This window comes from Vibrio sp. THAF190c, from assembly GCF_009363355.1.
GTDB lineage: Bacteria > Pseudomonadota > Gammaproteobacteria > Enterobacterales > Vibrionaceae > Vibrio > Vibrio fortis_A.
This window is the reverse complement of record NZ_CP045338.1, coordinates 461,031-473,480: the sequence shown is the minus strand read 5'-3', so window position 1 is coordinate 473,480 and position 12,450 is coordinate 461,031. Positions and strand designations below refer to the sequence as shown.

The window sequence follows — 12,450 nt, the reverse complement described above, 5'->3', positions numbered from 1 at the left end:
ATTCGTTCTATTCTTGAAACTTGTTTTCATCAGCTGGCACATTAAGAATTTGCAGTGCACCCTTCATGATTTCTGAAAATACCGGTGCAGCAACAGAACCGCCGTAGTAGAGATCGCCTTGCGGCTCATTCACCACTACAACCAGTGATACGCGAGGGTCGCTTACAGGTGCTACACCTGCAGTAATCGCAATATACTCATCGCTATAACCACCCGCTTCCGCTTTACGAGACGTACCTGTTTTAGCCGCGACGCGATAACCCGGTACCGCCGCGCGCGTTGCTGTGCCGCCTTTTTGGGTTACCCCTTCAAGCATCTCTAAAACAAGCTGCGCATTGTCTCTATCAATGATCTGCTTAGAAAAATCTTGCTCGTTGTTTTCAATGATATGGATCGGCTCGTACACACCTTTATTCGCCAGTGTTGCGTAAGCATGAGCCAATTGAATTGGGGTTACAGATAGGCCGTAACCAAAAGATAGGGTGGCAATTTCAAACTTTGACCAACGGCGTCGATTTGGGAAGATACCTGTTGTCTCACCGACTAAGTTCAAGCCAGACATTTCGCCAAGACCAACTGAACTGTAAAGCCCCAGCAGCGCTTCCAACGGCATATCCAATGCCAGCTTCGCAACACCGATGTTACTTGACTTCTTGAGGATCATGGCTAGGCCAGCCTTACCGACTTTGGAGGTGTCACGCACGCGGCTACCGCCGATTTGCATGATGCCATTTCCGGTGTTTATCACGGTGTCTGGAGTCGCAGCACCGTTCTCTAGCGCTGCCAATACAACAAATGGCTTAACGGTAGAGCCGGGTTCCATCGCATCCGTCAGTACTCGGTTACGCATCTTAAAGCTTTGCAGGTCGGCTCGGTTGTTTGGGTTATACGATGGCGCATTGACCATGGCTAACACCGCACCGGTTTTGACATCAAGAAGAATCGCCGAGCCAGAGGTTGCTCGGTGATCGGCTACCGCTTGCTTGATTTCACGATAGGCAATCGCTTGTAAACGTTGATCTATGGTCAAGGTGAGAGGTTTACCTTGCTCACGCTCTTCTAAGGCAATATTTTCAACCACACGCCCATAGCGGTCTTTACGAATCGTACGCTTACCCGCTTCACCGGTTAACCACTGGTCATAACTGCGTTCAACGCCCTCTAAGCCGTGACCATCAATACCCGTTACACCGATAAGGTGTGCGCTGATTTCGCCCGCAGGGTAGTAGCGACGAGATTCCGCTTTAAGGCCAACGCCCACCAGCTTAAGATCGCGAATATACTTCGCCATCGCTGGGCTCACTTGCCTCTGGAGGTAGATAAAACGACGCTTTTTATTGGCTGAGATCTTATCGATCATCGATTGACGCTCTAGCCCCAATACATCCGCAAGGGCATACCAACGATCAATCTGCGCGAGGCCATCTTTATCAAAAATGGTTTTCGGATCGGCCCAGACAGCCTCAACAGGGACACTGACAGCGAGAGGTTCATCGTTTCGATCAGAAATAATACCGCGCGCAGAAGGGATCTCTTTGACGCGAACCGAACGCAGGTCACCTTGGCGAATCAAGTTATCGGGTTCGATGATTTGAATGTAAGCAACACGTGAGACAAGTGCTGCAAATGCGAGGAAGACAAACGCAATAACAAGGTTAAAGCGCCATTTGATCAAGATAGGATCGGAGTCCTTTTCATTCACTGCGGTTGCCTTGGAAGCGGCTGCTTCAGCTTTCTTCGCAGATGCTTTTTCCTTTTTAGCGGTCATTTCAGTGAGATCACAACTTCTTTGTCTGAGTCTGGACGCTTCATATCAAGCTCTTTAATTGCAGAGGCTTGAACTCGGCTGTGTTCGGCGAGTGCGGTCTCTTCAAGCATCAGATTTCGCCACTCGTCATCTAGCTGCTCGCGCTCCACCAAAGCCATGTCTTTCTTAGTAATGGCTTGGCGAGACATGTGTGTAGTAAGAACAACCGCCATAGCGCTCGCGAAGATAGCAATGAGCAATAACAGCGGGACACGGCCCACTGAAATCAGATCAAAGAAGATAATCTTGGCTAGGTTTGGCTTAGCGGTCTTCATTAATTACAGCTTTTCGGCTAGACGAAGTACTGAGCTGCGCGAACGCGTGTTTTCATCCACTTCACTCTTTGAAGGCTTAATCGCTTTACCCACAGGTTTAAGAACTGCACTGCCTAGTGCTTTAATTTGCTCTTCAGTAAGAGGTAGACCGTGTGGTACTTGTGGGCCTTGGCTCTCTTTACGGATAAAACGTTTTACCATGCGATCTTCTAGAGAGTGGAAGCTGATGACTGACAGACGACCTTCCGGAGCAAGAATGCTGGTTGCACCTTTTAGTGCAGTCGCGATCTCATCCAGCTCACTATTGATATAAATACGAAATGCTTGGAATGCACGCGTTGCTGGGTGCTTTTTCTCTTTAAAACTCTTTGGTGCGACATCCGAGATAAGCTTCGCCAGTTGACCTGTGCGCGTCAGTGGTTCGTTCTCTTCGTTCTCACGGTAAGCCACGATGCCTTTAGCAATACGGCGGGCATGCTTGTCTTCACCAAACTCACGGATAACCCAAGTGATGTCATCTAGCTCTGCATCCATTAGCCACTGTGACACAGGCATACCTGAAGTTGGGTCCATTCGCATATCCAATGGGCCGTCTTTCATAAAGCTAAAGCCGCGCTCTGCATCATCCAATTGTGGTGAAGACACACCTAAATCGAGAAGCACGCCGTCTACTTTACCCACTAGATCGTAGCGCTCAGCGTATTCCGCCATGCCAGAGAATGGGCCATGAATAATAGTAAAACGCGGGTCATCAATTTTTTGTGCTTCAGCGATCGCTTGTGGATCGCGGTCGATACTAAATAGTCGTCCATTCTCGCCCAGTTTAGACAGGATTGTACGGCTGTGACCACCACGGCCAAAAGTACCGTCAATGTAGGTACCATCAGGTTTGATCGCCAGTCCGTCAATTGATTCGTTAAGCAATACTGAAATATGTTTGAACGCTTCTGTCATAGTCTTCTCAGTGAGTGGATTAAGCCTTTAGTTCGGCTACAAATGATTCTGTTAACGTTTTAGTGTACTGATTTCGCACGTTATCTCCACTACATTGTGTGTAGCGAGTTGGGATTTTTAACCCAAGTCTTTACAAGAAAAGCGGATTTTAAGGAAATCTAAATAATTTACGTCAATATAAAGCAAAAAACCCATCACTACTGTTAAGTAATGATGGGTTCTTGGAATAGGTGGAGTCGACATATAAGCCGGGTTCTGTTCCGCTTGCGCGGTAGTAGCCATTCGTCTAGGCCAGCAATCGCTCACTGGCTCAAGCAACCTACCCGCCTCCTTACGCGAGCAACGCAATGTGGAGGCCTATTTGGTCTTGCTCCGGGTGGAGTTTACCCTGCAACGGACTATTACTAGCCGTCCGGTGCGCTCTTACCGCACCCTTTCACCCTTACCTGTGCCTTAAGGCCATCGGCGGTCTTCTCTCTGCTGCACTTGTCGTGGGCTTGCGCCCCCCAGGCGTTACCTGGCACCCTGCTCTATGGAGCCCGGACTTTCCTCCCCTTTGTCAGTCTCCCGAAGGACGTCAACGCCAGTCTCCCAAAGGACTTCAGCGTCAGTCTCCCGAAGGACATCAACAAAGCAGCGACTACCCAGTCAACTCCGAGGGCGGATTGTATAGAGATTAAAGAGACGTGTCTAGCGAGATCACAAATATGATGCAATCAGGGTGTTAACTGGTGGGGAATTGAGCGAAAGAGCGGATACGAGTGACGAGATGCGAAGAGACTGAGGAGTAGATACTGGTGGCGGGATGCGAGATTCGAAAAGATCTAAAAGAAGATAAGAGTAGTGAGGTTCGAGATGAGAAAAGAGTTAAGAACAAAGTAGAGATACAGATAAACGGCTCAGTACTGGCTTATCTGTATCTGAATTGTGTAACTAAACAAGTATTAGTTATCTAGGTGCTCTAGACCCCATTTGTAGAGTGCGTTTTTCTTCAGGTTGTAGATCTCAGCAGCCATTGCCGCCGCTTTCTTTAGTGGTAGCTCTTTAGTCAGAATAGCCAGAGTACGCGTTGCTTCGTCCGGTAAGTCGGTTGTTGCTTCTTCGCGGTGACCGTGAATCAATAGCACCATTTCACCGCGTTTGCGGTTAGCATCTTCTTCAATCCACTCAATCAGCTCGCCCAATGGCATACCTTGAATGGTTTCGAAGGTCTTCGTTAGCTCACGCGCTAGTACAACTTCACGCTCCGGGCCTAAGATATCTAGCATATCCTGTAGAGAATCTGAGATACGGTGTGGTGACTCGTAGAAAATACAAGTACGTTCCGCTTTCGCGATCTCAAGGAACTTATCTTTACGACCTTTACTCTTAGGTGGTAAGAAGCCTTCAAAACTGAAGCGATCCGAAGGCAAGCCAGACGCACTTAACGCAGTGATGACAGCACATGCACCTGGAAGTGGTACAACTCTCACACCAGCCTGACGACATTGTGATACAAGGTGGTAACCTGGATCACTGATTAAAGGGGTTCCAGCATCTGAGACTAATGCGATAGACTGACCCTCTAATAATTTTTCTACTAGAACTTGCGCCTTAGTTTGCTCATTATGGTCATGTAAGGCGAACGTTCTGGTGGATATATTGAAGTGAGCAAGCAGCTTACCCGTGTGACGTGTGTCTTCCGCTGCAATAACATCGACGCTTGATAATACTTCAATTGCTCTTTGAGTGATGTCTCCCAAATTTCCGATAGGAGTCGGCACAATATAGAGAGTTGGGCTCTCTGTGAGCAAGGTTTTGTTATCTGTCATTTGTTTACCATCACTTCAACGATTAATATAGATACAAATTTATACGGAATTAAAAAGAACTCATGGCAACAATGAACCATAAGAGACTCAGTGTACCACGCTTACTAACTCCAATTGCATTAGCAATTTCATTGGCGGCTTGTTCTTCTACGCCACAAGCCCCGACGCGTGTTGATATTACACTTGATCCGACACAATCGACAGAAAGTTATATGATGCAAGCCGACAGCAGCCAAGGCAGTCTGCAAAATGACTGGCTGATCATGGCACTTAAATCGTCGGTGCAAGCGGGCAAAACCGATCAAGCGACTTTGCTGATCAAGCGTTTAGCAAAGCAACCACTCACAGAAACCCAACAGGCTGAGTGGCAATTAGCGCGTGCGCAACTGCTGTTCAACAATCAACAGACTGAGCAAGCGTACCAACAACTGAATTTCCAACCGTGGTGGAAGCTACCGAATGAGCAGTGGAAAGACTACCACAACCTGCGCGCTGATATTCTTGAGGTATTGAATCAATATTTCGAAGCGAGCCGTGAGCTCACCAAGCTTGAAGAATTTGATGACAACCAAGACCAACAGTTGATCGCTGACCGTATCTGGCAAAACCTCAGCAGCTACTCGCAATATGAAGTGCTAGCGCTGAAAACGGCGCCAGACGAAGACGTCTTGGCCGGTTGGTTACAGCTTTCTATCTATTTGAAAACTCTTAACGGTAATCTGCCTGAGCTGCAAAGCACACTACAAGATTGGTTGGCAGATAACCCGTATCACCCAGCAGCGAAGTATACACCGCAAGCGATCACTGACATCTTAGCGCTAGAGATCAGTAAACCAACCAGCACTGCCCTGCTACTGCCTTTGACTGGTAAGTACAGCAAGCAGGCACAGTTGGTTCGTGATGGCTTCATCTTTGCGATGATGAACGATAAAGAGCGTGAAGAAGACGCAACGCTAACGGTTTTAGATACCAACACGCAAAGTGCAGAAGAGATCAAACAAACGCTGGTTGATAATAAAGTCGACTTTATCGTCGGCCCACTGATTAAGAGCAATATTACTAAGCTGCAGGAAGCTCAGAAAGGTCACGAAGATGCCATTCCAGCTCTTGCACTGAACATTCCCGATCAATTAGAGGCAGATACTAAGCTCTGTTACCTTGCGCTATCACCAGAGCAAGAAGTCGCACAAGCTGCTAAACATCTCTTCACGCAAGGTTACAAATACCCACTTATCTTGGCGCCGAAAGGCCGACTGGGCGATCGTGTACAAGAAGCCTTCAAAGAGGAGTGGTCGAAATACAGCAGTAACGAGGTCGCGACCTCTTTCTTTGCTGATAAACGCCAACTGCAACGCAATGTGAATCAGATATTTGGTCTGCAAGAGAGCCAACAGCGCATTGCTCAGATGGATAACCTGATTGACTTGCCATTAGAAACGGAACCACGCAGCCGTCGCGACGTCGATGCGGTATACATCGTAGCCAAGAACTCTGAGCTCACGCTGATCAAACCTTTCATTGAGGTAGCTATTAACCCGGATGCGAAGCAGCCTGCGTTATTCTCGAATTCTCGCAGTAACAGTGGCGACAAGCAGTATGAAGACTTAACCGGCGTTTTCTACAGCGATATTCCTCTGCTTGTAGAGGGTAAAGGCGAGCTAAACCGGCAGCTAAACGAGCTTTGGCCATCACACTCTAATGGTCAAAAACGTCTACAAGCACTAGGGATGGATGCGTACTACCTAATGGACGCACTACCACAGATGAAAGCCGTTGAAGGACACAGTATTTCTGGTGAAACCGGTGTACTGACCATCGACAATAACTGTGTGGTACAGCGTCAAATCAGCTGGGCTGAGCATGGGGCTCTTTAGCCGAACCAAACTGATACAAAAACTCAACGCCCACAGACAAGTGGGCGATAGATACGAACGCGTGGCCAAAGAGCACCTCGAAGGCCACGGACTCTCTTTAATAGAGCAAAACTTCGTAGCAAAATGTGGTGAAATTGATCTTATAATGCACCACAAACAGACTATTGTGTTTGTTGAGGTCAAATACCGAAAACAGACACGTTATGGGCATGCAGCAGAAATGGTCACCGCCAGTAAGGCGAAAAAGCTGATCAACACAGCCAATTTATGGCTGATGAAGCAAGGCATGTCGGTACACTCGACTAACTTCCGGTTTGATGTTGTGGCTATTGAAGGGCCAAGTGAACAAATCAACTGGATAGAAAATGCAATTACCCAAGGATAAACATGCTAGATAGCATCAAAGAAAGTTTTACAGAAAGTATTCAGATCCAAATCGCGGCAGCAGAAGCCCTGCCAGATGCTATTACCCATGCCGCTCAAGCCATGGTTGCAACCTTGCTTAATGGTAATAAGATTTTATGTTGTGGTAACGGTGGCTCAGCTTCGAACGCACAGCAGTTTGTCTCTTGCCTACTTAATCGCTTTGAAACCGAGCGCCCTAGCCTGCCTGCAATGGCGCTAACCGCCGACAACACTACGCTAACTGCAGTTGCAAACGACTACCACTACGAAGAGATCTTCTCAAAACAGGTACGTGCTTTTGGTCAAACTGGCGATATCCTTCTTGCTATCTCGACCAGTGGTAACAGCAAAAATATCATCAAGGCGATGGAAGCGGCAGTAACCCGTGATATGACCATCATCGCTTTTACCGGTAAAGACGGTGGTGAGATGGCAGGTCTTCTAGGCGAACACGATGTAGAGATTCGAATCCCATCACATCGCACCGCTCGCATCCATGAAGTTCATATGGTCACACTACATTGCTTGTGCGATCTCATTGACCAAGTCCTATTCCCAGCTCACGAGGAGTAATTGGAGTAACATGAAGTTTTCTATTGTTAAGTTGCTCAGCGTTTCACTGCTGACGCTATCATTGTCTGGATGTGCTGGGCTGTTCATTGCCGGCGCAGCAACGACAGCAAACCTGGTCACCGATACTCGCACCACCAAAGAGATTTGGAATGACAACAATATCGAGTTCGAAGTTGCAGCCATCACTAACAAGGCTCCATATCGCGGTAATGTTCGAATCACTGCCAGCTCTTACCGTGGCACAGTGGTACTGATGGGACAAGCATCAACAGAGGCAGAGCGCCGCTCATTTGAGAGTGAAGCAAGAAAAGTAGCTGGTGTGAACAATGTCCATAACCAAGTACGCGTTAAGCCACCATTGAGCGTAAGTGAGATCAGCAAAGACAGCTGGATCACGACCAAGGTAAAATCCGCTCTACTAGCCAATGCCGAACTGAATGGCATCAAGGTTAAAGTTATTACCGAAGATGGTGAAGTGTTCCTACTTGGTCTTGTAACTCGTGAGCATGCTGATATTGCAACCGATGTTGCTCGTAATATCTCTGGGGTCAAACAAGTCATTCGAGCATTCGAATATGGTGATGAGGCAACGGTGAAGGCTGAAGCGGCCGCTGAAACTGAAGCAGAAACTGTCGTGAACTAACTTCATCCAAGTATATAAACTCCAATAAAAATCGAATTATAAAAAAAGCAGCGAATCATCGCTGCTTTTTTAATGTCATTCGGTTACTTGATAACTCGGAGGCTTGGTCGGCCTTTAGTTGGGCGCGGTGGTTCAGGCTCAGGGTCTGAATCTTCCGCATCAACTTCAACCTCTGCCGTTGCAACACTCAGTGAAGGACCTTGCTCCGGAGCTTCAAACGGCCCCTCTTCAATGCCTTCTTCAAGCACATCCATGTAAGCCTCTTCAGGCTCAAACATAGTACCAGCGCCATTTTCACGAGCGTAGATCGCTTGAACAGCATAAAGCGGTACGATCACAGAGTGAGGACGTCCACTGAAGCGGGCACTGAATGTCACCGCTTCGTTGCCAAGCTCAAGATTGCCTACCGCACGAGGAGCAATATTCAGGATGATCTGACCATCTTGAATAAACTCTTCTGGTACACGAACACCCGGCAATGTTGCTTCAACAACAAGGTGTGGTGTCAGTTCGTTATCAACCAGCCAATCATAAAATGCACGAAGCATATATGGACGGCGTGGCGTCATCGTTGAGATATCCATAACGATTAACGAGCCAGTCGCATCTCGCGCTCAGCTTCTGTTAGAGAAGCTAGGAATGAATCACGCTCAAATACACGGTTCATGTAAACTTTCAGTTCTTTAGAACCCGGGCCAATTAGCTCGATACCTAGCTCAGGAAGACGCCATAGTAGCGGAGCAAGGTAACAATCGATTAGGCTGAATTCTTCGCTCATGAAGTATTCGTACTCTGCGAAGATAGGAGCCAGAGTTAGTAGGTCGTTACGCAGTTTAGTACGTGCTGCTTCAGACTCTTCTGCATTGCCTTTTACAATCTTCTCAGCAACTGAGTACCAGTTACGTTCGATACGGTACATCATTAGACGGCTGTTACCACGAGCAACAGGGTAAACAGGCATCAATGGTGGATGAGGAAAACGCTCATCTAGGTATTCCATGATGATTTTTGAGTCGTATAGAGCCAACTCGCGATCAACTAGAGTGGGTACTGATTTGTACGGGTTCAGTTCAACAAGCTCTGCTGGAAGATTATTTTCATCAACCAACTCAACTTCAACACTTACGCCTTTTTCAGCAAGAACAATGCGCACCTGATGGCTATACATATCAGAAGCACTTGAGAAAAGAGTCATCACAGAACGTTTATTGGCAGCTACAGCCATGGAGCCCTCCAGTACACTTTAAATAAAAACAATGGAGGCCTAAGCCTCCATTGTACATTAACATAATTTGGGAATTAGCACGGTATTATAGCACAATTAGTGCACATCACGCCAATACTCTTTCTTCAGTAGAATCACAACGATAGTGAACAATACTAAGAAGGCCATTACCCACCAACCTAGAGCGTGACGCTCAAGTTGAACTGGATCGCCAGAGTAAACTAGGAAGTTAACCAAATCACGTACAGCTTCGTCGTACTCACCTGAACTTAGTTCACCAGAACCGTCAGTTTCAGTACCTACAACTACCTCTACCTCTTCACCATCTACGATGTGAGTTTCGTAGATTGGCGTTGGGATACCTTGTAGCTCTTCAAGCACATGCGGCATACCAACACTTGGGAAAACAATGTTGTTTACGCCAAATGGACGAGATGGGTCTTCGTAGAAAGTACGAAGGTAAGTGTATAGCCAGTCTGCGCCACGAACACGAGCAACCAGTGTTAGATCCGGTGGCGGAGCACCGAACCAGTTTGCCGCTTGCTTCGCAGGCATTGCGTTAACCATCAGGTCACCAATCTTCGCTTCAGGATCGAAGACTAGGTTCTCTTTCATTAGATCCACAGGGATCTCAAGGTCGTTAGCAACTCGCTCGTAACGCTGGTACTGCGTAGAGTGACAGCCAAAACAGTAGTTCATGAACAGCTTAGCACCGTTTTGCAGTGAAGCTTGGTCCGTTAAGTCATTGTTCGCTTTGTCTAGCGGAACATTTGCGCCCGCTGCCATAGCTAATGACGGCAACATAGCAAATAAAATTACAATCCATTTTTTCATTTGAATGTCACCCTTTCTGGTAATGGTTTCGTCGCTTCATTCTTACTGTAGAACCACAGTAGTACGAAGAACATGAAGTAACCTAAGCTAAATACTTGTGCAAGTATTGTGTACGTTGGTGTTGCTGGAAGCGCACCAAGAATACCAAGCGCAATAAAGCTTATTGTGAATTGGATGATGTTAATCAAATGCAGTTTGCTACGGTAACGGTACGAACGTACTTTACAACGGTCGAACCATGGCAGTAGGAATAGCACAACAATAGATGCGCCCATTGCTACAACACCTAGCAGCTTATCAGGAACCGCACGTAGGATTGCGTAGAACGGTGTGAAGTACCATACCGGAGCAATGTGCTCAGGAGTCTTCAGCGGGTTCGCAGCTTCAAAGTTAGGCGGCTCAAGGAAGAATCCACCCATTTCTGGGTTGAAGAACAGCACGTAACAGAAGAAGAACAAGAAGCCAGCAACACCAACCATATCTTTCACAGTCCCGTATGGGTGGAAAGGAATAGAGTCAATGATGTCGTATTTCTTCGTGTAATCCTTGTGGAATGGGAACTGAGTTTTGTAGTCGTCGCCCATTGTGCCTTTAGGAAGCTTAGTCTCGATACCGTCTGGGTTGTTCGAACCTACTTCGTGCAGTGCTAGAACGTGAAGAACGATAAGCAGCAGAAGTACGATTGGCAGAGCAATAACGTGTAGCGCGAAGAAACGGTTAAGCGTTGCACCAGAGATGATGTAGTCACCACGGATCCAAAGCGTTAGGTCATCACCGATAACTGGAATCGCACCAAACAGAGAAATGATTACCTGAGCACCCCAGTATGACATTTGACCCCATGGTAGTAGGTAACCCATGAAGGCTTCAGCCATTAGCACTAGGAAGATCAACATACCGAAGATCCAAAGTAGCTCACGAGGCTTTTGGTAAGAACCGTAAATCAGACCACGGAACATATGCAGGTAAACAACAACGAAGAACGCAGATGCGCCCGTTGAGTGCATATAACGCAGTAGCCAGCCGTATTCTACATCACGCATGATGTATTCAACAGATGCGAACGCACCTTCACCAGATGGTACGTAGTTCATTGTTAGCCAAATACCTGTAAGGATTTGGTTAACCAAAACTAACATTGCTAAAGAACCAAAAAGGTACCAAAAGTTAAAGTTCTTAGGCATTGGGTATTCAGATAAGTGCTTTTTATAAGCATTCATCGCGGGTATACGTTTCTCTACCCAATCTAGTAGTCCTTGCATTATGCATCTCCCTCGTCAATACCGATCAGGATCTTGGTGTCACTTAAATACATATGCTTTGGCACAACAAGGTTTAGCGGTGCAGGTACGCCTTGGAATACTCGACCAGCCATATCAAATTTCGAACCATGACATGGACAGAAGAAACCAGACTTAACACCTTGTACTTGTTCTGCGAAAGAATCAGGTAGGTAAGTTGGAGAACAACCTAGGTGAGTACAGAAACCAACCGCAACAAAGAATTCCGGCTTAATTGAGCGGAACTCATTTTGAGCGTATTCAGGTTGTTGTTCAGCTTCCGATTGAGGATCTCGAAGTTGACCACCAATGGTTTTCAAGTTTTCTAGTACCGATTCAGCACGGCGTACAACCCATACAGGTTTACCTTGCCATTCGACACGAACCATTTGGCCAGCTTCTAATTTACTGACTTCCACTTCCACCGGCGCGCCCGCAGCTTTCGCTTTGGCACTCGGATTCCATGATTTAATAAAAGGCACGGCTACAGCAGCAGCCCCTAAACCACCAACAACGGCTGTTGTTGCGGTTAGGAAACGCCTGCGACCGTTATTTAAAGGCGCGTTGCTCATCCAAACATTCTCCCATTTGCTCCTTTTGGATTGAAATTATTCCGCTTAAAGAGCATGGCTAACAAAATACGTATTTAGTTCTATTTATTGACGGCAAATGATAAATAAAACCCTACTTTTTGACAAGATAAAGCTACCTTTTTGTAACAATCATGAGGCAAAGCGCACATTGGGTTACAAAAGCTATCAAAATATAA

13 protein-coding genes and 1 other RNA gene are annotated in these 12,450 nt (G+C 46.8%); 4 read left to right on the top strand and 10 right to left on the bottom strand.

Annotated elements, in window-relative coordinates:
• Positions 1–7: 7 nt before the first annotated feature.
• The 5 genes from FIV04_RS02150 to rsmI all read right to left on the bottom strand — a co-directional run bounded on the left by FIV04_RS02150 (position 8) and on the right by rsmI (position 4,847).
• Positions 8–1,768 carry a penicillin-binding transpeptidase domain-containing protein gene (locus tag FIV04_RS02150; protein WP_152468140.1) on the bottom strand — a complete coding sequence of 587 codons (1,761 nt, stop codon included), beginning with the start codon at positions 1,766–1,768 and terminating at the stop codon, positions 8–10.
• Entirely contained in the window at positions 1,765–2,082 is a 318-nt protein-coding gene (gene ftsL, locus FIV04_RS02145; protein ID WP_152468139.1) for a cell division protein FtsL, read from the bottom strand. Before ftsL ends, FIV04_RS02150 begins: the two co-directional genes overlap by 4 nt.
• A 3-nt stretch (positions 2,083–2,085) precedes the next feature.
• Positions 2,086–3,036: a 16S rRNA (cytosine(1402)-N(4))-methyltransferase RsmH gene (gene rsmH, locus FIV04_RS02140; protein ID WP_150870873.1), complete on the bottom strand. Its 951-nt coding sequence runs from the start codon at positions 3,034–3,036 to the stop codon at positions 2,086–2,088.
• A 228-nt stretch (positions 3,037–3,264) separates the two neighbouring features.
• Positions 3,265–3,692, bottom strand: an RNA gene (gene rnpB, locus FIV04_RS02135) — RNase P RNA component class A.
• A gap of 288 nt (positions 3,693–3,980) precedes the next feature.
• Positions 3,981–4,847: a 16S rRNA (cytidine(1402)-2'-O)-methyltransferase gene (rsmI, locus tag FIV04_RS02130; RefSeq protein WP_150895845.1), complete on the bottom strand. Its 867-nt coding sequence runs from the start codon at positions 4,845–4,847 to the stop codon at positions 3,981–3,983.
• Between the two features lie 62 nt (positions 4,848–4,909).
• Between rsmI and FIV04_RS02125 the strand changes: the two genes are divergently transcribed.
• The 4 genes from FIV04_RS02125 to FIV04_RS02110 are packed head-to-tail and all read left to right on the top strand — an operon-like array spanning position 4,910 to position 8,342.
• Positions 4,910–6,721 (top strand): penicillin-binding protein activator, encoded by a 1,812-nt coding sequence (locus FIV04_RS02125; RefSeq protein WP_150870869.1) that lies wholly within the window; start codon positions 4,910–4,912, stop codon positions 6,719–6,721.
• Positions 6,708–7,106 carry a YraN family protein gene (locus FIV04_RS02120; RefSeq protein ID WP_152469513.1) on the top strand — a complete coding sequence of 133 codons (399 nt, stop codon included), beginning with the start codon at positions 6,708–6,710 and terminating at the stop codon, positions 7,104–7,106. Before FIV04_RS02125 ends, FIV04_RS02120 begins: the two co-directional genes overlap by 14 nt.
• Before the next feature lie 2 nt (positions 7,107–7,108).
• Complete coding sequence (locus FIV04_RS02115) at positions 7,109–7,699, top strand: phosphoheptose isomerase (protein ID WP_004729817.1); 591 nt, start codon at positions 7,109–7,111, stop codon at positions 7,697–7,699.
• Between the two features lie 10 nt (positions 7,700–7,709).
• Positions 7,710–8,342: a BON domain-containing protein gene (locus tag FIV04_RS02110; protein ID WP_152468138.1), complete on the top strand. Its 633-nt coding sequence runs from the start codon at positions 7,710–7,712 to the stop codon at positions 8,340–8,342.
• Between the two features lie 83 nt (positions 8,343–8,425).
• Here FIV04_RS02110 and sspB read toward each other — a convergent pair whose 3' ends face one another.
• From sspB to petA, 5 genes are all read right to left on the bottom strand, one after another.
• Entirely contained in the window at positions 8,426–8,911 is a 486-nt protein-coding gene (sspB, locus tag FIV04_RS02105) for a ClpXP protease specificity-enhancing factor (RefSeq protein ID WP_172974259.1), read from the bottom strand.
• Positions 8,912–8,931: 20 nt separating this feature from the next.
• Positions 8,932–9,567, bottom strand: coding sequence for a stringent starvation protein SspA (sspA, locus tag FIV04_RS02100; RefSeq protein ID WP_032553106.1), 636 nt, complete (start codon positions 9,565–9,567; stop codon positions 8,932–8,934).
• A 96-nt stretch (positions 9,568–9,663) separates the two neighbouring features.
• Positions 9,664–10,401 carry a cytochrome c1 gene (locus tag FIV04_RS02095; protein ID WP_032553105.1) on the bottom strand — a complete coding sequence of 246 codons (738 nt, stop codon included), beginning with the start codon at positions 10,399–10,401 and terminating at the stop codon, positions 9,664–9,666.
• The gene (locus FIV04_RS02090) at positions 10,398–11,663 is read right to left on the bottom strand and encodes a cytochrome bc complex cytochrome b subunit (RefSeq protein WP_032553104.1); all 1,266 of its coding nucleotides are present in this window, start codon (positions 11,661–11,663) and stop codon (positions 10,398–10,400) included. Before FIV04_RS02090 ends, FIV04_RS02095 begins: the two co-directional genes overlap by 4 nt.
• Positions 11,663–12,253, bottom strand: coding sequence for a ubiquinol-cytochrome c reductase iron-sulfur subunit (gene petA / locus FIV04_RS02085; protein ID WP_032553103.1), 591 nt, complete (start codon positions 12,251–12,253; stop codon positions 11,663–11,665). Before petA ends, FIV04_RS02090 begins: the two co-directional genes overlap by 1 nt.
• Positions 12,254–12,450 lie beyond the last annotated feature (197 nt).

What these genes read in the sequence shown, in the direction of transcription:
- FIV04_RS02095 (WP_032553105.1), bottom strand. Translation starts at nt 10,401, where the DNA reads ATGAAAAAATGGATTGTAATTTTATTTGCTATGTTGCCGTCATTAGCT.
- rsmI (WP_150895845.1), bottom strand. Translation starts at nt 4,847, where the DNA reads ATGACAGATAACAAAACCTTGCTCACAGAGAGCCCAACTCTCTATATT.
- FIV04_RS02125 (WP_150870869.1), top strand. Translation starts at nt 4,910, where the DNA reads ATGGCAACAATGAACCATAAGAGACTCAGTGTACCACGCTTACTAACT.
- FIV04_RS02110 (WP_152468138.1), top strand. Translation starts at nt 7,710, where the DNA reads ATGAAGTTTTCTATTGTTAAGTTGCTCAGCGTTTCACTGCTGACGCTA.
- ftsL (WP_152468139.1), bottom strand. Translation starts at nt 2,082, where the DNA reads ATGAAGACCGCTAAGCCAAACCTAGCCAAGATTATCTTCTTTGATCTG.
- sspB (WP_172974259.1), bottom strand. Translation starts at nt 8,911, where the DNA reads ATGACGCCACGCCGTCCATATATGCTTCGTGCATTTTATGATTGGCTG.
- FIV04_RS02150 (WP_152468140.1), bottom strand. Translation starts at nt 1,768, where the DNA reads ATGACCGCTAAAAAGGAAAAAGCATCTGCGAAGAAAGCTGAAGCAGCC.
- sspA (WP_032553106.1), bottom strand. Translation starts at nt 9,567, where the DNA reads ATGGCTGTAGCTGCCAATAAACGTTCTGTGATGACTCTTTTCTCAAGT.
- FIV04_RS02115 (WP_004729817.1), top strand. Translation starts at nt 7,109, where the DNA reads ATGCTAGATAGCATCAAAGAAAGTTTTACAGAAAGTATTCAGATCCAA.
- FIV04_RS02090 (WP_032553104.1), bottom strand. Translation starts at nt 11,663, where the DNA reads ATGCAAGGACTACTAGATTGGGTAGAGAAACGTATACCCGCGATGAAT.
- FIV04_RS02120 (WP_152469513.1), top strand. Translation starts at nt 6,708, where the DNA reads ATGGGGCTCTTTAGCCGAACCAAACTGATACAAAAACTCAACGCCCAC.
- petA (WP_032553103.1), bottom strand. Translation starts at nt 12,253, where the DNA reads ATGAGCAACGCGCCTTTAAATAACGGTCGCAGGCGTTTCCTAACCGCA.
- rsmH (WP_150870873.1), bottom strand. Translation starts at nt 3,036, where the DNA reads ATGACAGAAGCGTTCAAACATATTTCAGTATTGCTTAACGAATCAATT.